Annotated in this window: 21 protein-coding genes and 1 CRISPR repeat array; of the genes, 1 reads left to right on the top strand and 20 read right to left on the bottom strand. The window is 47.4% G+C overall.

Features of this window, described 5'->3' with window-relative positions; translation table 11 throughout:
* Window positions 1-36: 36 nt before the first annotated feature.
* The 5 genes from NITSA_RS05415 to NITSA_RS10850 form a co-directional block, all read right to left on the bottom strand.
* Window positions 37-615, bottom strand: a complete 579-nt coding sequence (locus NITSA_RS05415; RefSeq protein WP_013554013.1) for an acetate uptake transporter — start codon at window positions 613-615, stop codon at window positions 37-39.
* Window positions 616-764: 149 nt separating this feature from the next.
* The gene (locus NITSA_RS05410) at window positions 765-1430 is read right to left on the bottom strand and encodes a response regulator transcription factor (RefSeq protein ID WP_425357267.1); all 666 of its coding nucleotides are present in this window, start codon (window positions 1428-1430) and stop codon (window positions 765-767) included.
* Window positions 1405-1815: an ATP-binding protein gene (locus NITSA_RS11620; protein ID WP_052296604.1), complete on the bottom strand. Its 411-nt coding sequence runs from the start codon at window positions 1813-1815 to the stop codon at window positions 1405-1407. The genes NITSA_RS05410 and NITSA_RS11620 overlap by 26 nt, the downstream gene beginning before the upstream one ends.
* 34 nt (window positions 1816-1849) lie before the next feature.
* Window positions 1850-3061, bottom strand: a complete 1212-nt coding sequence (locus NITSA_RS05405; protein ID WP_052296603.1) for a cache domain-containing protein — start codon at window positions 3059-3061, stop codon at window positions 1850-1852.
* 100 nt (window positions 3062-3161) lie between these two features.
* On the bottom strand, window positions 3162-4358 hold the full coding sequence (locus NITSA_RS10850; protein WP_013554011.1) for a vWA domain-containing protein: 1197 nt from the start codon (window positions 4356-4358) through the stop codon (window positions 3162-3164).
* A gap of 99 nt (window positions 4359-4457) precedes the next feature.
* Between NITSA_RS10850 and NITSA_RS05395 the strand changes: the two genes are divergently transcribed.
* Window positions 4458-4931 (top strand): hypothetical protein, encoded by a 474-nt coding sequence (locus NITSA_RS05395; RefSeq protein WP_013554010.1) that lies wholly within the window; start codon window positions 4458-4460, stop codon window positions 4929-4931.
* Window positions 4932-4977: 46 nt separating this feature from the next.
* Here the strand turns inward: NITSA_RS05395 and NITSA_RS05390 are convergent, their stop codons facing one another.
* The 15 genes from NITSA_RS05390 to NITSA_RS05320 form a co-directional block, all read right to left on the bottom strand.
* Window positions 4978-5274, bottom strand: a complete 297-nt coding sequence (locus NITSA_RS05390) for a hypothetical protein (protein ID WP_013554009.1) — start codon at window positions 5272-5274, stop codon at window positions 4978-4980.
* A 10-nt stretch (window positions 5275-5284) separates the two neighbouring features.
* Window positions 5285-5569, bottom strand: coding sequence for a hypothetical protein (locus NITSA_RS05385; protein WP_013554008.1), 285 nt, complete (start codon window positions 5567-5569; stop codon window positions 5285-5287).
* Between the two features lie 185 nt (window positions 5570-5754).
* A CRISPR array of direct repeats spans window positions 5755-9707; the repeat unit is 31 nt; unit sequence ATTTCAAATCCCATAGGGACTGCTTCATGAT.
* Between the two features lie 139 nt (window positions 9708-9846).
* Entirely contained in the window at window positions 9847-10845 is a 999-nt protein-coding gene (gene cas1 / locus NITSA_RS05380) for a CRISPR-associated endonuclease Cas1 (RefSeq protein WP_013554007.1), read from the bottom strand.
* Window positions 10846-10853: 8 nt separating this feature from the next.
* Window positions 10854-11132, bottom strand: coding sequence for a CRISPR-associated endonuclease Cas2 (gene cas2, locus NITSA_RS05375; protein WP_013554006.1), 279 nt, complete (start codon window positions 11130-11132; stop codon window positions 10854-10856).
* A gap of 8 nt (window positions 11133-11140) precedes the next feature.
* Entirely contained in the window at window positions 11141-11638 is a 498-nt protein-coding gene (locus NITSA_RS05370; RefSeq protein WP_013554005.1) for a Dna2/Cas4 domain-containing protein, read from the bottom strand.
* A complete protein-coding gene (locus tag NITSA_RS05365) occupies window positions 11631-11894 on the bottom strand; it encodes a Txe/YoeB family addiction module toxin (RefSeq protein ID WP_013554004.1) in 264 nt (87 codons plus the stop codon). Before NITSA_RS05365 ends, NITSA_RS05370 begins: the two co-directional genes overlap by 8 nt.
* The gene (locus tag NITSA_RS05360; RefSeq protein WP_013554003.1) at window positions 11891-12145 is read right to left on the bottom strand and encodes a type II toxin-antitoxin system Phd/YefM family antitoxin; all 255 of its coding nucleotides are present in this window, start codon (window positions 12143-12145) and stop codon (window positions 11891-11893) included. Before NITSA_RS05360 ends, NITSA_RS05365 begins: the two co-directional genes overlap by 4 nt.
* Before the next feature lie 54 nt (window positions 12146-12199).
* Complete coding sequence (cas3, locus tag NITSA_RS05355) at window positions 12200-14377, bottom strand: CRISPR-associated helicase Cas3' (protein WP_013554002.1); 2178 nt, start codon at window positions 14375-14377, stop codon at window positions 12200-12202.
* A complete protein-coding gene (cas5, locus tag NITSA_RS05350; RefSeq protein ID WP_013554001.1) occupies window positions 14361-15080 on the bottom strand; it encodes a CRISPR-associated protein Cas5 in 720 nt (239 codons plus the stop codon). Before cas5 ends, cas3 begins: the two co-directional genes overlap by 17 nt.
* A complete protein-coding gene (cas7b, locus tag NITSA_RS05345) occupies window positions 15077-16024 on the bottom strand; it encodes a type I-B CRISPR-associated protein Cas7/Csh2 (RefSeq protein ID WP_042204239.1) in 948 nt (315 codons plus the stop codon). The genes cas5 and cas7b overlap by 4 nt, the downstream gene beginning before the upstream one ends.
* 3 nt (window positions 16025-16027) lie before the next feature.
* Complete coding sequence (locus NITSA_RS05340; RefSeq protein WP_013553999.1) at window positions 16028-17776, bottom strand: TM1802 family CRISPR-associated protein; 1749 nt, start codon at window positions 17774-17776, stop codon at window positions 16028-16030.
* Window positions 17769-18122, bottom strand: coding sequence for a HepT-like ribonuclease domain-containing protein (locus tag NITSA_RS05335; protein WP_042203764.1), 354 nt, complete (start codon window positions 18120-18122; stop codon window positions 17769-17771). Before NITSA_RS05335 ends, NITSA_RS05340 begins: the two co-directional genes overlap by 8 nt.
* Window positions 18115-18408 carry a nucleotidyltransferase family protein gene (locus NITSA_RS05330; RefSeq protein ID WP_245526283.1) on the bottom strand — a complete coding sequence of 98 codons (294 nt, stop codon included), beginning with the start codon at window positions 18406-18408 and terminating at the stop codon, window positions 18115-18117. Before NITSA_RS05330 ends, NITSA_RS05335 begins: the two co-directional genes overlap by 8 nt.
* Before the next feature lie 70 nt (window positions 18409-18478).
* Window positions 18479-19144 carry a CRISPR-associated endoribonuclease Cas6 gene (locus NITSA_RS05325; protein ID WP_013553996.1) on the bottom strand — a complete coding sequence of 222 codons (666 nt, stop codon included), beginning with the start codon at window positions 19142-19144 and terminating at the stop codon, window positions 18479-18481.
* A 14-nt stretch (window positions 19145-19158) separates the two neighbouring features.
* Complete coding sequence (locus tag NITSA_RS05320; protein ID WP_013553995.1) at window positions 19159-20190, bottom strand: bifunctional 3,4-dihydroxy-2-butanone 4-phosphate synthase/GTP cyclohydrolase II; 1032 nt, start codon at window positions 20188-20190, stop codon at window positions 19159-19161.
* Window positions 20191-20285 lie beyond the last annotated feature (95 nt).

Below are 20285 nucleotides of genomic sequence, written 5' to 3'. Positions count from 1 at the left end.
TTTTATGATTTTTTCGAGCTTGGTCGATTTATTATATTACAGCCAGGCTTTTCCAACCGGCAAATGAATACCGACGCCTTCAAAAATGACGTGGGCCATCAGATACCAGGCGGCAGCGGCACAGACCATCAAATCCCAGGCAGCCAAGGTTCCAAAAAGGTGATTGCCGGTCATATCTTTGATCGTCAATCCCAGAAATCCGAGAAAAAGCGTGAGGAAAACGAAGGCGAGTGTACCGTTGACCTTCATAGAACCGATAAACATAATACCGGTGTAGATCGTCCAAGCCAAAAGGAAATAGGCCACTTCAGGGGTCGTCAACTTTAGGAGGGGATAAGCTTTGACCGTTTCAGGGCTCGTCCCAAAGATCAGGAAAAGGGCCAAAGCCATCCAGAATGCCCCATAGGAGACAAAGGCGCTGAACCCGAAGTTGTTTCCCACTTTAAATTCCAAAAAACCGGCAATGAACTGCGCCAGTCCCCCATAAAAAAGTCCCAACCAAAGCACGGGACCGACCCCGATCCATCCGAGATTGTGACACTGCAGCAGAAATGTCGTCATCGCAAATCCGGCTAAACCGACCGCGGCGGGATTTCCCAATTTGACTTGTTCCATCTAGACTCCTTTTTTGAGGTTTGATTTCTCCATAGCTTGATGCTCAGGATGTATTCATAGTAGGGAATCGATATAGCAGGAACATAGCATCACACCATTCGGAATGGAAAGTTGACGAAAAAATTGGAAAGTGTGAAGAATCGTATCAGTTAATTTTTGACCATCCGATACCCCACCCCTTTGACGCTCTCGATGATCTCCTCTTTGAGGGCTTTGCGGACCCGGTGCATCTCGGCACGTATTGTGGCGTTGTCCACCTCTGAATCGTCCCAAACCCTGTGGCGCAGGGTATCGAAGCCGATGATATGCCCCAGATTGGATGCCAGGAGGTCCACGATCTGAGTCTGACGCTGGGTCAGGGGCTGATCCTCCCCATCGAAGATCAGACGTCGCCGCTCCAGATCATAACTGTACATCGAAGTGATGCGCAGCAGTGAGCAGGCCCGCAGATCCGCTATTTTGAGGAGACGTTCGATGTGGAGAGTCAGTTCTTTGAGATGAAAGGGTTTTTTGAGGTAGTCATAGCATCCCAGCTCGTAGGCTCGGCTGATCTGCTCGATCTGGGTGATGGCGCTGATGAAGATCGTCGGGACGAAGATCTTCTCCCGCTGCAGGCGCTCGAGTAGGCTGAGGCCGTCGATTCCCGGTGTATTGATGTCGAGGATATAGAGGTCGTAGCGCTTTTGGCGCATTGCCTCGTAGGCTTCGAGCCCGTCCTCGTAGACATCCACCCGGTATCCCGTCGCTTCGAGATACTCCCGGATCGCTTCCCGGAGCATCAGCTCATCCTCAAGCAGTCCGATCTTCACACCCATCCTCCTTCCGGTTATTGAAACGATAGCGAAAAAGGGTCCGTTCTTCGTTGGAACTCACCTCCACTTTCACCCCGTGGCGTTTGCAGATTTCGCTGACGATCACCAGGCCCAGGCCGAACCCCTCCGCCTCCTCGTCCTCCCGGTGGTAGGCTTCAAAGATCTTTCGGGTATCTTCGATGGGATTTCGGGACTCGGTGACGAATTCCAGGAGGAGTGACTCCCCTAACCGGGAGAGGGAGATCAGGATCTCGCTGGAACTTTTGGCGTATTTGATGGCATTGCTGAGATTGTTGTCGATGATGCGCTGAAGCTCGATCTCATTGAAACAGATCTTCAAATCCGATTCGATCCGGGAGAGGATTTCGAGTCGATTCCCGGCCGCCATCTCGTCGAAAAAGCGTATCCGCTCTTGGAGGAACTCACTGAAAGTTCAGGCGTTGTCGCTTATAGTCGAATCGATCCTTTTTGACCCGGTAGCTCAGGTCGTCGAAGATGGTCGTGATCATCTTGGCGGCGGCTTCGATCTTGGCCAGGTAGCGATTCGCCCCCTCCTTCATCTTGAAAATATCGATATGGGTCATAATCACGGCCAGGGGGGTGTTGATCTCGTGGATCGACTGACGGATGAAACTGTCCTGGGAGCGGATCAGGGCCTCTTTAGCCTCCTTCTCCTGTGCCAGTTGCTTGTTACGTTCCCGCAGGTCGGCGGTCTTTTCGTTGACCCGTTTCTCCAGAGAGAGGTTGATCTCCTGGAGCTTCCGCTTACGTCGGTGGATTTCACTGACCATAGAATTGATGGAGTGGACCATAGGTCGGAATTCCCTCAGCCGCACCCGCTCTCCGTCGATGAGGATATGCCGCTTGGCCGCCAGATCGAAGTGGCGCTGGAGCCGCCGGATCTCTCCGCGGATGATGCGATTGAGCAACATAACCCCAAGGAACCCGATCAGTGCCAGCACGGCCATCAGCACCAGCACTCTGAAGAGGGTGCGAAAGGTCTTCTCCCGCAATGCCTCCCGCTTGGCGGCGATGACCCGCTCCACCTCGTCGAGATAGACACCGGTCCCCACCATCCAACCCCAGGGCTCGAAGGATCGCGCGTAGGAGATTTTTGGGCTATCGGTCCCGGTGGTGGGTTTGACCCAGGTATAGCGGACGTAGCCCCCTTTTGGTTGTCGGGAAACGTCAATGAGCTTTTTGATGACCTGCACACCGCCGGAATCCCGAAAACGGTAGAGATTGCGCCCGACGATTTGCCGCCGCACCGGGTCGCTGAGGCAGGTACCGTTGAAATCGTAGATGAAGATATACCCCGTCCCGTCCCTGCGCCCATAGAGTTGTTCTATAGCATTGATGATCTGGGATCGGAGTTCCCTCTCATCCACTTTTCCCCGGTTCTTTTCGTAGGTTTTGGAAATGAAGCGCAGGACCCGTGATGTATCGAAGAGAATCTGCTCTTTCTGCTCTTTGATATAGCCTCGACGAAGCTGAGCGACCTCTTTGCCGAAATTGAGGTATTCGACATAGAGATCAATGGCCGTTGCCAAAAGCACGATAACGAAGAGAATGGAGAGGCCGATCAGGTAGATGGAGGTGATGGAACGCCTGGCAAAGAGGGAGGAGAGCCCCAAAGCTATTCCCCTGCTCTTCTGCAGCTATAGGGCTGTGCGTTGTTTCCGATTTCATAGTATCTGGGCGGAGCAATCATAGGGTAGATTATAGCGTAGGCTCCTATTTCCCGGCGTTGCAGTCGAGTCGGACGGTTTGTTCCTCGTTTTCCCTGACCGTGATCTCTCCTTCGAGCTTTTGACCCTTGCAGGTTCCTTTGAGATAATAGCGGCCTATGGGGAGGTGGTAGCTGCATCCCTTCCGGGGTGATGTGATGCACCAGTCGGCCTCTTTGCTTTCGTCCACCTTTCCCTTGATGATCGGGTAGAGGTGGACGGAGCTTTTGCTCCGCGCTCCATGATCGAGCGCCTCGATCGTCACTCCCCCGTCCTTGAGATAGAAAACGATCCGGTTCTTTCCGCCCTGCAGCGTGACATTGCGCTCCAGGGTCTGGGGTTCGGAGCTGTCGGGATAGAGCATTCTGACCCGTGCTTCACCGCTGTGTAGCGAGATCTCGGGCTGGTGGTTCATCGGGTCGTTGTCGGCGTAGACCGCTTTGCCGTCCTGCCAGACCCACCAGTGGACTCCGGTGATGCCGACGGTCTTGACGGTACCTCGTCGGTCGGATTCTCCCAGAGCGGTCAGCGTCACACTGGCCGGGAGTTTGGCCGCCTTTTTCGGTCGGGCCTCGATCTTTGTGACCCGGGTGATCTTTTTGGCCACCTGGGTTATAGCACGGTTCAAAGCCGCCGCATTGCGGGCGGAGAAGTAGGAGCCTCCCGTGGCCCGGGCGATGCAGGCCAACTGCCGGTCCGTCGTCCTGTCCACGTGAAAACCGATCACATGGGCGACGAAACGGATCCCTGATTTTCGGAGTTCCCTGGCCGTGGCACAGGGGTCGGCATCGCAGCTCTCTTTTCCGTCGCTTATGAGAATGATCGTCGCCGGGTCCTCACTTCCTCTGAATTGAGCGGCTACCCTCTTCAGGGCTCGGGCGATGGGGGTTTTTCCTTTGGGCCGGATCCCTTCGACAGCTCGTATCATACGCTGACGGTCAAGGGGGCCGACGGGGATAGGCGTCTCGATATCGTTGCAGTCTCCTTTACGTCGGTGACCATATACGGTCAGTCCCAGAGGGATCTGCGGATTCCAGTCCCTGAGCAGATCCCGCATCGCTCGGCGCGCGATGTCGATCTTGCGCTCACCGTCCACCTGGCCCCACATGCTGCCCGAGGCATCGAATATGATCATAGCCCGAGGTGCCCCGGCCCATAGCTGTAGGGAAAAGAGAAAAAAAGCCAAGATCCATAAACGACGCATTGGGAACTCCTTATACATAATGTCTTCAAGTATAACATCCCCTTACCTTGAAATAAATTTATAATTTTAAATATATTTTAAATGTTGCTATAATCGAATATGCGACGAAGAGCAGATACAAAAGAGATCAGAGGTCAGGTGCGCTTCTCCGATCCGGTCTGCGGCTGCTCCTTCACCCTTCCCGAAGGACGATATCGCATCGATTTGCAGCATTTCTCCATACAGCTTCCTGCGGACAAGATACGCCATACGATCCGGATCTATACGGCAGGACAGGAGGAGTTGGCCCGTATCGACCTGTATGATAATCCCGCAGCACTCTCTCCGGAAGCCTGGGCCCGCCGGCATCTTGCTTATCTTCTGAGGGACCGAGTAGAGCTCTCCCGTCAACAGATCGGCCCCGGAGGGCTTCCTGCCCTGTTCATCAGGACTCCCCGCTCTCCACAGGCCTATGCTGTCAACACGGCGGTGATCGCCTCGGGGAAGCGCATCGCCGTGATCACTGCGAGCCGCCCGGACGACCGTGATAGACGGTTTTTGCTTCGGAAGCTTTTGAACTCCTTTAGCTTTTAGAGACCTTGAACGGAAGAGGAGAAGCCGAATAGTTGACCGACCCTCTTCACTCTTCTTCCTTTTCGCTTCTCTCCAGATGGCGCCCCAGCAGATAACCACCCATTCCCGCCGCCAGGACAGGATAGAGCAATGCCGCCTCGGGTACGAGGCGGGGAACGGTCAGCATCACAGTCGTCAGCAGGATCCCGGCAGCCGCCGCCCCCAGCCCGAAAGAGAAGACCGAGGCCCGGACACCGGCACTCCCCTCACCGAGAGAAAACCCTCCTATCATTCCCGCCAGGGCATAGACGATCCCCAGGACGATCACGAAGGTAAAAAAGAGATCCTCCAGCATCATCGGCATCCCGCACCCCCTACAGAAACATCAGCAAAGAGAACGCCGAAAGCGCCGCCATCGGCACAAAGGCGATCCCATAGCCGATCATCGGCCGGAGCCCCCGTCCCAGCGAAGCCCCGCCAATCGCCCCACCGACAAAGGCCCCCACGCCCATCCCCAGCAGATTCATCACCCCGATCCGCGGATTGGAGCCCTGGACCCCAGAGAGGGAAGTCATCCCCATCGTCAGAAGCACGCCGAGAAGGATCCCGACCGCCATTCCCCCTCCAAATCCCAGTGTCGCTTTCCAGCGTAGTTTCATTGTCCTCTCCTTTTTCTTTGCTACTTTGAGTTATTGTAACGCAAACGGGGGAGTAGATAAATAGAGCTCTTATCAAAATAAAGGTGTTGTGCCTCAATCCGGAACGGGTGTGACTCAGCCCCGCCAGACACTTTGCCATCGCACATATGTTTCAATCCTCACTCGTCTTGGGGCAGGCCACGGGCGTTTCAAATCCCATAGGGACTGCTTCATAATCCCCATTATCGAACCTGAAAATTACTGGCTCGATATATTTCAAATCCCATAGGGACTGCTTCATAATCAGTCTTGTCCTCTGCCCTGATTGTGTGGGGGCAAGATTTCAAATCCCATAGGGACTGCTTCATGATGGCTACAACTGCAAATGCAAGGTCCGCGCCTATTCATTTCAAATCCCATAGGGACTGCTTCATGATATTTGTTCACATGCAAACAGATAGAACAGGTAGAAATATTTCAAATCCCATAGGGACTGCTTCATGATATCAGGCTTGATATCGCCTCTCGGATTTGGATAATTTCAAATTCCATAGGGACTGCTTCATGATTCGACTTTTTCATAATACAATGAAAGCACCGTCAAATTTCAAATCCCATAGGGACTGCTTCATGATGGGGGATCAGCGAATACGCCCAGGCTATTATAGACATATTTCAAATCCCATAGGGACTGCTTCATGATTCTTGCCGGAACCTGCCCCGCCATAGAGCACCAAAATTTCAAATCCCATAGGGACTGCTTCATGATTCGATGTTCCAAAGGAGATCGAGACACTCGATGCAATATTTCAAATCCCATAGGGACTGCTTCATGATTTGCAGCGTCCAATAATGTTCCAGCGGCAGGAACCATATTTCAAATCCCATAGGGACTGCTTCATGATGGCTTTGGAAATGCGAAACTTCCAAGAGTTTGGAAAGCATTTCAAATCCCATAGGGACTGCTTCATGATATATCTTGGTATTCAGAAGATGCCGTAGGGGAATTATTTCAAATCCCATAGGGACTGCTTCATGATCCAAAGTCGGGGATACGGTGTGGCATACCTACGACTTATTTCAAATCCCATAGGGACTGCTTCATGATCTTGGCTAGTAGGTCAACCTGGGAGAAAAGGAGTGTATTTCAAATCCCATAGGGACTGCTTCATGATTCTCATATGCTGTATATGATGAAGACGACAACGATAATTTCAAATCCCATAGGGACTGCTTCATGATGCCACCGGCCAAAGGTGAGATGAAGCTATCAACGGAATTTCAAATCCCATAGGGACTGCTTCATGATACAACATCTTCGTCTACTTTTGTAGAATGTCAAGAATTTCAAATCCCATAGGGACTGCTTTATGATTTGAGTGTGCCCCACTCCCCAAGGGCATAGACACGGATTTCAAATCCCATAGGGACTGCTTCATGATGAAATTACAATAGGACTTGTCAACAAAATAATTGAATTTCAAATCCCATAGGGACTGCTTCATGATATCTCATCGACTCGCGTAGTGCCGAAATGCGCTAATTTCAAATCCCATAGGGACTGCTTCATGATACCCGCGAGGAGGAGACGTCCACGAAAACATTCCCAATTTCAAATCCCATAGGGACTGCTTCATGATTTCAGCAGTAGAGCCTTTCTTTTGGCACAATAAAAATTTCAAATCCCATAGGGACTGCTTCATGATTTCCGGAGCAGATCGAAAAAGAACGGCAAGCGGCGTATTTCAAATCCCATAGGGACTGCTTCATGATTCGCCCTTACGATGAAATTGTAAGAGAAATTGAGGATTTCAAATCCCATAGGGACTGCTTCATGATGCTGTTCATCGTATACCTTTGACTCATCCTTTGAGATTTCAAATCCCATAGGGACTGCTTCATGATCCCCTTCGTAGAAGGCGCGCTTCTGCCATCGCTTCGGATTTCAAATCCCATAGGGACTGCTTCATGATCATACTGCTTCCTTGAATAGTGACGTAAGTAATGCATTTCAAATCCCATAGGGACTGCTTCATGATAACCAGGGTGGTAAAGGAGCTTTACCAGGGAGTGGATTTCAAATCCCATAGGGACTGCTTCATGATGCTGGCCCGCAGGTATGGGATCTATCTGTTTGTCATATTTCAAATCCCATAGGGACTGCTTCGTGATGCCTGGAGCTATACAACGCCCCTTTCATCTGGATATTTCAAATCTCATAGGGACTGCTTCATGATCAGGCAGGAGGATGGCAGAGAGATCAGAGTGTGGGCATTTCAAATCCCATAGGGACTGCTTCATGATTCCACCGCATTCCCCTCAAACAGTGCACGCAGCACAATTTCAAATCCCATAGGGACTGCTTCAAGATTTCATTGGGATTTTGAATATTCTGGAAAATGACCGGATTTCAAATCCCATAGGGACTGCTTCATGATGGTATGAATTTGCCGTGCATGGGCGTACTATCAACCATTTCAAATCCCATAGGGACTGCTTCATGATCGTGGGCAAACGTCTGGGAGAGCTGGCCTCTTTTGATTTCAAATCCCATAGGGACTGCTTCATGATAAGCAGCATGAGGAGCTCATCGAAAAGCTTTTAGCGATTTCAAATCCCATAGGGACTGCTTCATGATTTCGATCAAGCTCACAGGCACACCTTCACTTTGAATTTCAAATCCCATAGGGACTGCTTCATGATCTGACACCCATCTTTTTTGCAAGCTCGATCTGGGATTTCAAATCCCATAGGGACTGCTTCATGATTCACGATATATTCCCCTTCTTTTGGCTCTTCAAAAATTTCAAATCCCATAGGGACTGCTTCATGATCATTGTTGATATCGAGTCCAGCGACATTGGCGAGGCATTTCAAATCCCATAGGGACTGCTTCATGATTTCAGATCGTGGGCAAAGTCCTGCGCTGCATCATCATTTCAAATCCCATAGGGACTGCTTCATGATCAAAGTGTGCCGGGAACGTCGCCAAGGGTGACGGAATTTCAAATCCCATAGGGACTGCTTCATGATATTGGGGGTATCGACGAGGGGAAGAAGGCCCAAATATTTCAAATCCCATAGGGACTGCTTCATGATCGCGCCCATCGTCGCGATCTCCTGCTCGTGGGTCCGATTTCAAATCCCATAGGGACTGCTTCATGATCCCGGCTGGAAGCGATCGCCTCCTTTTCCATCAGGATTTCAAATCCCATAGGGACTGCTTCATGATTGACCAGGGCGTGCTTGATCTGTGGGTACCCGAATTTCAAATCCCATAGGGACTGCTTCATGATAATAGCAGAAGATTCTGAGCTATCAAAAAAGACTGATTTCAAATCCCATAGGGACTGCTTCATGATGGCTGGAGCTATCGGACATGAGCATTTGAAAAAACCATTTCAAATCCCATAGGGACTGCTTCATGATATCCGGATGCTTTCGTTTTGAAAACCACATATCTTGAATTTCAAATCCCATAGGGACTGCTTCATGATCAGCGATGGATTTCGAGAGCGCAATGGCCGACGTATTTCAAATCCCATAGGGACTGCTTCATGATTGACATCTGACGGGAAGATCTCCAAAACCGCTGACGGATTTCAAATCCCATAGGGACTGCTTCATGATGTTTACTCTCCAACTCATCGAGGCGGACCGCTTCAAATTTCAAATCCCATAGGGACTGCTTCATGATGAGCGGGTTGATCCTCTTCAGCTTCTCTTCTGTGATTTCAAATCCCATAGGGACTGCTTCATGATGATGATCCAGAAAAAGAAAAAGGTGGCAGCATGAGACATTTCAAATCCCATAGGGACTGCTTCATGATCGAAGGAATTTGTGGAGACCGTTTCAAAGAGAGCATTTCAAATCCCATAGGGACTGCTTCATGATTCATAGCACACGAGCAGAGCGGATTCCCTCACGAAGATTTCAAATCCCATAGGGACTGCTTCATGATTGGGATAGTTGCGACCTCTACCACCCCAAGACTGATTTCAAATCCCATAGGGACTGCTTCATGATTGCCTGGGTTATCGCCCTAGCGACGTGGGGCGGCGATTTCAAATCCCATAGGGACTGCTTCATGATTCCAGAGACTTTTGTCAATCTCAAGCGGGGCGACAATTTCAAATCCCATAGGGACTGCTTCATGATAGCAAAAAAATCCCCAATTTTAGGTGTTTTTAGCAAAATATGCTCTTTTTTTTACGCCTCTCAAACAGCTTAACACCCTCTCTTTCACTTGCACAAACGCCGATATTTCGGCTTTTTGTAAAACTTAGAAAATGCTTTATCACGATAGTACAAACGGTTCGTAGTCACTGTATTCGCAGATAGTTTTCTTGAGTTGGTTAACTTCGCGGCGGATCATCTGGCGCCAGGTGAGTTGCTGTTTGCCGATGGTGATTTGCTCTGTGAGTTTACTGATCATCTTCATCTCGATCTTTTTGATCGCGTCGTTAGTGAATCGGATGCGTCCGCTGTCTGTTTTGAAGTCTTTGGCGGTGATCTCGTTTTTGTTGAGCATCGTAAAGATCAGGTTGTCTCCTATGACGGGTTTGAAGATCTCGGCGATGTCCAGATGCAGGCTGAGGCTGCGATAGTTGGGTTCGTGCAGAAAGCCGATGCGCGGATCGAGTTCGGTTTTGTAGATTTCGCTGAGGGTGACGTTGTAGATGCGGGTGTTGATGTAGGAGATAAAGCTGTTGAGTTTGTCGGTGGGCGGGCGTTTGCTGCGTGCGGTGAACTTGAAACTGCGCTGGTTTTTGATGATGCTATTCCACGACTGATAGTAGTTTTTCTTGAATGCCCCTTCCGCTGCCATCACCTGTGCGATATCCCCTGCCCGCTCCAGCGCTGCGAGATGCTCACCAAGTGCGAAATCCACCCCGTAGCGTTTGCAGTTTGCCGCGCCGTTTAGCATCTGTCCCCTGGTGATCTGCCGGGCGATGTAGAGGCGATGTTTCGCGTCGTCAAACGCCCGAAGCTGTTGCAGCAGCACGAAGCCGCTTTTGTTGACGGAGTTGGAGGTGTTGGGGAAAAAGTTGCCGCGAAAGCTCTGGTAGGGACTGAAAAAGTGCAGCAGTATATTGTTGTCCGCGATAAACGCCATCGTATAGCTGTCGATGTCGACTTTGCCGAGGATGTAGATCTCGTCGACCGCATTGACAGGGAGTATCTTCGTTCCGGTCACCTCATCCTCTTCATCGTAACGGTCGAAGTAGAGGTTGTTGTCCTGACGCCTGAGCCTGCCGTTGTTCATCAAAAAGTGTGTTCTGTCTGTCTTTTGCATCCTCTTCCTTAGCTGAAAAGTGTCTCGTTTTTGTCTATGCCGATGACGATCCGATCCGTGTAACTCACTTTTGTCGATTCGTAGATGACGATCGAGTCGAGCTCTTTGTGGACGTGCTTGCGCAGGTACGCCTTGAGCTTTTTGAGGTCACTTTCGCGTATCTCCCCTTCAAAAACAGAGAACTGCACACGGCTGAGGTATTTCTCCACCGCTTTGCGTATGCGGCGGCTGTTGTCCCGCTCTTTGAGGCTCCGGTCGGCTATATCGTAAAAGAGTATCACATACATCGCAGCTCCTACAGACAGTAGTCCCTGTATCCGCACTTTTTGCAGAAGGGTATCTCATGAAACGGCGGCGCCTCCGGTCGCTCCAGAAATGCCGAAATCTCCGCGATCAACGCCTCCATCTTCGCGATATTTTCCGCACTCCCCTCCACAAAGAGCACCTTTTTACCGCTGATCACCTTGCCGTTGATCTCTTTGAGTTTCAAAGAGGTTTTCAACTGCCACATATAAAAAAGCAGCTGCATCTTCGCCCCTTCGGGGTTTTTCATCGTCTTTTTGTACTCGGTGACGAGATAGTGTCCGCGCTGCTTGCCGATGCGGTCAAACTTCAGATTGGAGAAGGGAAACTGCGAAAGCTGCTCCTCCTTGATCTCCGCCAGCGCCTTTCCCATCATGATATTTTCATCCCACTGATCGGCGTGAATACGACGGCTGTAGAGCCACGCCTCCCGGCGGCAGGTGACATAGTAGTGTACGAGCGTGCCGGTGATGAGGGAGGGGTCAAACATAGTGAAATCTACACTGCGCGATAATCATGTAGTCACCGTCTATCTTATAGACAAGCCGATGTTCATCAGTGATTCGTCTGGAAAAATAACCGCTCAGATTTCCTCTGAGCATCTCCGGTTTTCCGATACCCTCCGCACTATTAGGATTGCGCTTGATATCTTTGATGAGCGTATTGATGCGTTTGAGCACCTTTTTATTGGTCTGTTGCCAGTAGAGATAGTCATCCCAGGCTATATCCGAAAAGGCGACAATCATTCTTCAATCAACTCTTTTTCACTAAACCTGCCCGCTTCAATCTGCTGAATCGATTCCAGCAGCCGTTCCCTGTTTGCGGGGGTAGAGAGCAGATAGAGCGTCTCTTTCATGGCATTGTACTCATCGACAGAGATGAGCATCGCTTTGGTATTGTTTTTGGTGGTGATCAGATACTCTTCAAAGTTCTGATCGACATCATCTATAAGCGATTTGAGATTGTTTCTGGCATGTGAATAGTTGACTGCTCGCATTTGGTTCCTTAGTGACAAGATATTGTCATATTGTAGCATAGTGACAGGATATTGTCAATCAAATATATTCTCTGCACTCTCCATCCCGACTTTGCGGACACCATACTCTTTTGAATATTCCGGTGCACCAAAAGGAAGATAGATCATGTTGGGCAGTGTTCGGATACTGTTCAAACGAGTAGTGAATCTCTCAATATCTTTGAGAGAGACATTGACACCAAATCGACTCAACTCTTTGACAACTTTTTCAACCTGGTCTTTTAAAACAAATTTATCAAGATGGCTGCTTCGCAGCTCCAACAATTGCTGTTCAATCTTTTTGACATATCCTTCATACGGCTCGACAATCACCAGTCTCTTATAGTTGCCTCCATCCATCACCTCTTCGATTTTTTGGTTGATTGCGGCAAAAGCGAGCCTTTTTATCTCTTCATCAATCAATGCACTTTCCAGCTGGCTGTGAAGTTTCTGAAAGTAGAGATCGCTCACCTCCAGAATGTCGCTTTCTGGTATATCTCTCTCCTGCAGCAGTGAAAAGATCGTTTTGCTGATCAGTTGCAAATCACCGTAGATCAAATCGGTATAGCCGCTGATCTCTTCGAAAACATAAAGTGTCGCCTGCTCCTTTTTAAAGTTTCTATTAACACGCCCTGCCGTCTGGATAATCGAGCTAATCGGTGCCACTTCTCTGAAACCGATATCAAAGTCAAGATCAACCCCGGCTTCTATCGATTGTGTAGATATCAGCAGAATCTTCTCTTCGTTTTGTTCCAGTCTCTTCGCGACGGCAGCGATAACACGCTGTTTGTCCGTATCGGTCATATAGCCATTCAGAGCATAACACTCAAAATCCCCTCTGAACCAAAGATAGAGCTCCTGCGCTTTTTGAATAGTATTGACAACACAGAGTGTATGTTTTGTCTGCGCAGCATGGGCAATCATATCTTTCAGTGTCTCTTCACCGTTTGGAAGATTGAGCCATTTGAGCCGATACCGGTTCTGATCGTGAAAGTATGACAAATCGGAGATTTCAAGAAATTCATCACCCACCACCGGCATCGTTGCGGACATAAATATAAAAACGGTATTCATCGTTTCACTGATCTTTCTGGTCAAAGCAATAAAATCTTTTCGCAAACGGTAGGGTATCGACTGGGCTTCGTCGATGATGACTACACTGTTTTTAAACTGATTAAACTTGACATTGTCTTTATTGCTGTTGCCAAACATCGCAAAGATGATCTGGTAGAGTGTTGTGACATTGATCTCGCCACTGAAAGAGCTCATCAGAAATTTCACTTTCGAATAGCGGTCTTCGTCATGCTCTTCATCGATAACCGTTTTGTGGTGGATTTTGAAGATATCGATCTCTGTATCTTTGAAAATATCAGAAATCACACTATATGTCTGATCTATGATGGAGGTAAAAGGGAGTGCAAAAATGATCTTCTCTTTTTCGAACTGCAAAGCGAACTGCAGCGCTGTCAGCGTTTTACCATACCCTGTCGGCGCGGTAAGCCGAAAGAGTCTTCTCTCCTTGTCAAAACTTTCAAGAACATGTTTTCTGAACCGATCACGTTTTTCATGATACGGAAGTCTGCGGATATATTCTGCCAGAACATTTTCCGGTATCATTCTCTTCGGTTCTTTGGGAATACTAAAAATCGCTTCGAACTTGTCGCTGTATATGAGTGAAGCAAAAAGCTTTTTAAAAGCGATAAAATCACCATAGACAAAAGATGTCTGAAAAGAGGCTTTTCTGAGAAACTTACGGTATGTTTCACTTTTCTGTTCCAGATCTGCGACATCTGCGTTAAGCGGAGGATAGAGTCCGGTAACTTTTGCATGTTCGATAACCTCATCCAAAAACTGAAGCTCTGCGGAGTTGCAGCAGTATCTGCCGATATAGCGATTGTCTTCCCGTAGGTCAAACAGATCGATCACCCTGCTGTGGTGCGATACGATACTCAGAAATCCGAAAAGCATCTCTTTGGTTTCAAAGTCGTTGTTGAGCAGGAAGATATATCCGGAAAGAAGGGTATGGTTTTTATCTTTGACACTTTCCCCTGGATGGCGAATATAGTACTGAAAACTACTTTTCAGTTTGGCGATATCATGATACAGTTTAACGCTTCGCTCCAGCGGTATATCATTCGCATCGAACATATTGCGAATATGCTGAGTATACGGTTTATCCGGATGAGAGAGATAGACTTCAGACGAAATAGACATAGTAATCGTTCAGCCTGTAAATATCGCCTCTATTTTTGGCATCGATCTTTTGCCCGGCACTGATCTCTACGACAAACTCCTGAAAATCTTTAAACACCCTTCCCTCTTCAACACCGCAAGCCATTCTTGTCGTAGTGAGCCTGACCCCATAGTTCTCAGCATCGAACATAAAATCCTCTTTGGGCACAAATGTATCGATTTTGCACTCCGCATCTGTCACTTTTTCAAACGACTCGACCGGTATCCACAAAAAATCAGCAATACAAAAATTGATCCCGAGATAGGGGGTATAACAAGTCTTATGCTCTCTGAGATGTTCCACGATACGCTCGCGATACGCTTTCTCCAGTCCGGAGATCTCTAAAAAGATAGTATATGCCGGATTACAGATCAACTCTCTGTAAAACTGCTTCTTTTCACCCGCATCCTGATACCCTTTATCGATGTGCATATTGCTTGAGAGCGCAAACTTGATACCGTTAAATACAAAACGCTTTTTGACCAGCGGTCGATCGATTTTGACACTGTAGCGAATAGAAGAGAGTTTATGGTGTGCATCTTCACCGATCAACGCACCCAAAAATCCCATAATCGCTGTTTTGGGCGGCAACGGATAGGTAAGGCTGGAGTAGATCGTAGCCGGATGTGAGAAGTGGGCATAATCTCCCCACACTTTGAATGCTACAAAATGCTTCTCACTCATCGCTCGATCTTGATCCAGTCACTTTCAAACTGATCTTTATGGTTTTGCTCGAAATCGTAATCTACGAAATATTCAATTTTCTCGATACTTTCCGCATATCTTGCAAGTTTTGCCTTCAATCTTGTGAAATCTATCGTATAATCTTGAATATTCCGGATCGCTTCATCATCTTTTTTACCGATAAAATCGAGATTATTGTTCAAGTCGCCCGCAAAACGATCATCTTTGTAGGTGATCACCAGCATAAAGCGTGGTGTCTGTCCCATTTTGGAGCGGGTGATAAGGTTTTTGGTGCCGTACCAAAGCGCATCGATCACCTTTTGTGCATCCTCTTCCGAAAAATCTGTCTTTTTGGCATTGTAGTTGTCCATTACACCGTAGGTTGCAAAAAGTGCATACTGTAAAAAATCTTCTTCTCTGAATGTCGCCTGTTGTTTCTGTTTTTTTGCCTCTGTATCGGAATAGTCACTTGCAAAGGCACCGGTACCTTTGATGTGTTCTACTGAAACACGATGGAGTGATTTGGACATACGAAACTGTACCGGACCGGTAAACTGCAGACCAGCAGTTGTGATCTCCTTATCTTTTTTCATCTCATCTTTATCTGAGACAGGCAATACTCCGCCAAAAGCACGTATATCGATAAATCTTGAAAGTATCTCTTTCTCAAGGTCTGCTTTGCTCTGTTTGATATCGATACCATTTTCCCGGATAGCGGTTTTACAGTCGAGAATATTTTCATCCCGCTTATACTCTTTGATAAACACAGCATCCTCACCCTCTTTTTTGATCAACTCATCCCGGATCGTTCGTTTGATGCGTACATCCGTCGCTTCCGCAACACCTGTCTCTTCATCGATACGCGGTGCATTGTCATTAAGCATATCGCCGTTTGGATTCCAGTTCTCCCCGTCCCACAAAAAGAGTATCTCTTTTTTTTGTATCATCTATCGCTCCTCTTTGATATATTTTCCAAAGTCACTCCCACCCATCGCAAAGGCAAGTGACACATAACTGCTTTTGACCACTCCACTCTCTTTAAAGGCTTTGGGCGCATACTCTATCAGCATCTCCTGAATCCTGTTGGCAGCTCTGTTGCCATGACCGGAGACAGAAGTGAGTTTTCGCACAGTCTCTTCCTCCTTTTTCCAGAGCCGATCTAACCTCTCTTTGGTAATTGCACCGAAATTATTGAGCCATCTGTTAAAACTGTCATTCTGGCTAACGGCATACTGCCAGTTACTCAAAGCGGCGGCAAGCATACCCAACAGGTATGCTGTTTTCAACACGTCGTTGTCCAGAAATTCATTTTCCTGTAAAAGTGTCTCAATAATATTCTCTTTTGTCTCTTCTCCCATGACAGGCTCCTTTTCCATTTTTAAATCCCCTCTTATCTTATCAAGCTCTTTAAATAATCCAACATATCGAACTATTGCATCGATGGATCGACCGGCATAGTAACCGTTAAAATACTTTCCCCAGTCCAATGGGTATGCATACTTTTTGTTAATATTTCCCCAATAGAGCAATTGTGAAAACTTTTCGACAAGCAAATCACTCTCAATCTTTTGCGTTGAAAGCAGCAAATTCATAATATCAAGTCTCTCTTCGAAAATATTTTGCAGATAGATACTCTCTTCACCACCGGCATCACTTTTGAACGCTTTAATATTGTATTTCGCCATTGTCCGGCTGACTCTGCTGATATAGGAGGGAAGCAAATCATCGATTTGCAGCAACACATCTACCGCTGCATTGCTTTTTTGATAAAAGAGTATTGTATTGAGCACCGGGAGATTTTTTTCCTGATGTGCCACTTCCTCAAGCATCTCATCAATAAATATTTCGCTCTCCTCAATCTCTTTGATTTCACCTTTGACTGTTCGTTCCATAATGGACAATATATCACGATACAGTTTTTCATCATCCTGTAAGAGAATCGGCAACATCGCCATTTTCAAGCCGTAAAAGTTGTGAGACAGATTCTTATCCATCACATTGAAACCGATTTTAATCTTTTTCGCACTTTCTTCAGAGAGGGGAAGCAACCTGTATTTAACCCCTTTCATTTTAGTCGGAAGTTCATTGACAGAGCAAAAAGCCAGATGAGGATCGCCGCCGACACCTTTTTTATTGGTCAGTATGTCATACCCGTACAGCGGTGAAGTCTCCTCTTTGGTTAAAAACTTCTCATATATATCTTTAAAATAGGCAGAAAGAGGTTTTTGATGGAATGACAGAGAAAAATAAGTAGCTACCTTTCCCCTGGTACCTTTCTCTTTCGCATATTTTGGCAATACCATGATCTCTTCTTTTAGTTCATCAAAAAATGCGTCGTCTATCTTTGCTACTTTTTGAAGTATTTCATTCTTTTTAATCTGATCTTCATCGAAAAAAGAGAGAAAGTTTTTATTGGCTTTCAAAATACCTCGGACAAATTTGGGAAAATCTTTCTGGAGATTTTTGGGTTCGAAAGGCACATTTGGAAAGAGATTACCACTGTTGGCACCTACACCAAAACGTGTGATAATCAGATCATCTCTGGCTATATTGACTGAAGGCTCTATCGTTTTTGATTCAATATCCAGCAGGTAGGTTTTGATAGTTTGATATTCATATGCCTTATTTCTTACGCGTCTTTCATCTTCGAGGTAAATCGTACCGATATTGGCAAAAGCGGTTATGATATCACCCATTCCGATCCTCCAAGATGGCCTCTATTACCCCTTTTACCACCGGCAATCTCTCGCGTATTGTCATTTCAATCACGCTCAAATTGACTCCGTCATAATCGTGTGCAATAAAGTTACGCGTCGCTACAGCACCCTTGATGTCTGATGGATCAAATTTTTCTACTATTTCAGAATTTCTGAGTTTCGAAAACTGTTCCGCTATGGAGGTTAGATGCATCAATATAGCCGGTTTTGCCAGTAATTCATCCTCAAGCGCTTTGGAGACAAAACTGTATTTTTGTACGATATTCTCAATCATTTCGATCTTCTCCAAAATAGTCCCAAGTCGTTGCAGTTCCCTTTCAGACATAACAAACTTCTTCCAAAATCCTCTTTTTCAGAGGAGAATCGCTGTTTTTGTCGAAAATATCCACTTTTCTGTGAAACTTCTCTTCGATTCTGTTTCGAAGATGTTCGTCAATATAGGCAAACGCACTCCAGCCCCTGTACTTCTGTACAAATCTGTCTGTCGTTTCTATTACGATATCGATATCGCTCTTCTCATCGGCACTCTTTTTTACAAAACTGCCGAAAAGACCGAGCGAAATAATTCCCTCTTTTTCGAGTTCCGGCTTCAGCGTTTTGAGATATGCCACAATCTCGTCATACAGCAAGCTGTTTTTCCTCTTGATAGATTATGAAAAATTATAGCAAATTTCATCATTTTTATACAACTTCCACAAATCCCACCCCCTGCATCGCGTGGGCTCCGAGTCCGGTATCAAGGATCAGCTTCAGCATCTTCTCTTCCGCTTCGATCTCATACACTCCGTGCCAGACAACGATTGCACCCTTGTTATAAAAAAATCTTTTTGGCTTTCTACTTTGATACAAAAGCTTAATTTTTAGATCTCCCTCATAAGGCTTACCGAAAAGAGCTTGATACTTTTGTTCTGTATGTTTATGGATGATCTCTTGATATTTATGCGTTTTAGGCTCAAGATAAATCTTTTTATTCGAATGTCCGTCTTTGATCGCCGCAGCGACATAACCTTGTACCTTAATTTTTTTTCCTAATTCAATCTCTCTATTGTGCAAAGAGAGTTCTGTACTTGCAATATGAATTTCTCCCAATTTCAATCCATCAATAAGTACCGCCTCTGCAATTCTTCTTTCATAATTTTTATTGTGGGAAACATATTTAATTATAAGATTATAATCTTTATAAAGAATTTTAAAATTCATTGATTTAAACACTTTGCCACTTGGGTGTTTGTATCCCTGATGCTCTTTTGCTGGAAGATGTTTATAGACATAAGATTGAAACAACTTTGCCAATACACGACGTACCGGCAAATTCTTACTAGGCAAAGTGGCTCGTATTACTATCATATTTAAACTATTTTCTACCCGATATCGATCTTTTCCACCACATCCAATCCAAACCCGCTAAGCCCCACAAACTCCGTCTCCACATTGGTCGTCAGGAGTTTGATGCTGCGGACACCCAGGTCCTGGAGGATCTGGGCACCGACGCCGATCTCTTTGGCCTGTTCTTTGGAGACGGTCTTGGAATCGAGGAAGATCAGCAGGCCGCCGTTGTGTTTGAGATAGTCGATGGCATTCTCCATAGCCCGGTAGCGTTTGTCGTCCAGAATCAGGTCGATGTCGGGGCCGATGTTGTGGAAGCGGACGTTTTCGCTTTCGTGGATCTTGTAGAACTGGATCACGGTGTGGATGCGCCTCAGGTGGTCTTCGTAGCGGATCTTCGTCACTTTGACTCCGCGAAACTCTATCTCCTCTTCGTCGAGGCGTTTGACCAGCTTCTCGTTGGCCAGGCGGTATTCCACCAGATCGGAGATGTAGACGATGGGCATATCGTGGCGCTTGGAAAACTCCCGCAGATCGTCACGGCGGGCCATCGTGCCGTCGTCTTTGATGATTTCACAGATCACCGCCACGGGGGCCAGGCCGGCCAGTTTGCACAGGTCGATGGAGCCTTCGGTATGTCCCGTGCGTACCAACACGCCTCCATCCTTGGCGATGAGGGGGAAGATATGCCCCGGCCGGACGAAATCCTCCGGCTTGCTGATGGGGGAGGCCAGCAGACTGATGCATTCACTCCGCTCCGCGGCGGAGATCCCGGTGCGGGCATTGGCGGCATCAATACTGACGGTGAAGGCGGTCTCGTGCTGGGAGTCGTTGCGCTCGACCATCGGGACCAGATCGAGGCGCTGAGCGATCTCCCGGGTTACGGGAGCGCAGATGAGCCCCCTCGCCTCTTTGGCCATAAAGTTGACCTTCTCAGGGGTGCTGAAGGTGGCAGCATAGACCAGGTCCCCCTCGTTTTCCCGGTCCTCATCATCCATCATAATGACCATACGGCCCTTTTTGATCTCGTCGATGGCCCGCTCGACACGTTGAATCGCTTCAGACATTCCTCTCCTTTATCTTGCAGATCGTGTTTGTTCTTTTGTCCTGATTATACTCTATTCCCATCCCGGACTACCTCGATGATGGGCTATAATGCCGC

The organism is Nitratifractor salsuginis DSM 16511 (assembly GCF_000186245.1).
GTDB classification, from domain to species: domain Bacteria; phylum Campylobacterota; class Campylobacteria; order Campylobacterales; family Sulfurovaceae; genus Nitratifractor; species Nitratifractor salsuginis.
Note: the sequence above shows the minus strand (reverse complement) of the source record. Positions and strands in the feature narration are given on the sequence as shown.

What these genes read in the sequence shown, in the direction of transcription:
- NITSA_RS05415 (WP_013554013.1), bottom strand. Translation starts at nt 615, where the DNA reads ATGGAACAAGTCAAATTGGGAAATCCCGCCGCGGTCGGTTTAGCCGGA.
- NITSA_RS05410 (WP_425357267.1), bottom strand. Translation starts at nt 1,430, where the DNA reads ATGGGTGTGAAGATCGGACTGCTTGAGGATGAGCTGATGCTCCGGGAA.
- NITSA_RS11620 (WP_052296604.1), bottom strand. Translation starts at nt 1,815, where the DNA reads ATGGCGGCCGGGAATCGACTCGAAATCCTCTCCCGGATCGAATCGGAT.
- NITSA_RS10850 (WP_013554011.1), bottom strand. Translation starts at nt 4,358, where the DNA reads ATGCGTCGTTTATGGATCTTGGCTTTTTTTCTCTTTTCCCTACAGCTA.
- NITSA_RS05395 (WP_013554010.1), top strand. Translation starts at nt 4,458, where the DNA reads ATGCGACGAAGAGCAGATACAAAAGAGATCAGAGGTCAGGTGCGCTTC.
- NITSA_RS05390 (WP_013554009.1), bottom strand. Translation starts at nt 5,274, where the DNA reads ATGCCGATGATGCTGGAGGATCTCTTTTTTACCTTCGTGATCGTCCTG.
- NITSA_RS05385 (WP_013554008.1), bottom strand. Translation starts at nt 5,569, where the DNA reads ATGAAACTACGCTGGAAAGCGACACTGGGATTTGGAGGGGGAATGGCG.
- cas1 (WP_013554007.1), bottom strand. Translation starts at nt 10,845, where the DNA reads ATGCAAAAGACAGACAGAACACACTTTTTGATGAACAACGGCAGGCTC.
- cas2 (WP_013554006.1), bottom strand. Translation starts at nt 11,132, where the DNA reads ATGTATGTGATACTCTTTTACGATATAGCCGACCGGAGCCTCAAAGAG.
- NITSA_RS05370 (WP_013554005.1), bottom strand. Translation starts at nt 11,638, where the DNA reads ATGTTTGACCCCTCCCTCATCACCGGCACGCTCGTACACTACTATGTC.
- NITSA_RS05365 (WP_013554004.1), bottom strand. Translation starts at nt 11,894, where the DNA reads ATGATTGTCGCCTTTTCGGATATAGCCTGGGATGACTATCTCTACTGG.
- NITSA_RS05360 (WP_013554003.1), bottom strand. Translation starts at nt 12,145, where the DNA reads ATGCGAGCAGTCAACTATTCACATGCCAGAAACAATCTCAAATCGCTT.
- cas3 (WP_013554002.1), bottom strand. Translation starts at nt 14,377, where the DNA reads ATGTCTATTTCGTCTGAAGTCTATCTCTCTCATCCGGATAAACCGTAT.
- cas5 (WP_013554001.1), bottom strand. Translation starts at nt 15,080, where the DNA reads ATGAGTGAGAAGCATTTTGTAGCATTCAAAGTGTGGGGAGATTATGCC.
- NITSA_RS05340 (WP_013553999.1), bottom strand. Translation starts at nt 17,776, where the DNA reads ATGGGTGATATCATAACCGCTTTTGCCAATATCGGTACGATTTACCTC.
- NITSA_RS05335 (WP_042203764.1), bottom strand. Translation starts at nt 18,122, where the DNA reads ATGTCTGAAAGGGAACTGCAACGACTTGGGACTATTTTGGAGAAGATC.
- NITSA_RS05325 (WP_013553996.1), bottom strand. Translation starts at nt 19,144, where the DNA reads ATGATAGTAATACGAGCCACTTTGCCTAGTAAGAATTTGCCGGTACGT.
- NITSA_RS05320 (WP_013553995.1), bottom strand. Translation starts at nt 20,190, where the DNA reads ATGTCTGAAGCGATTCAACGTGTCGAGCGGGCCATCGACGAGATCAAA.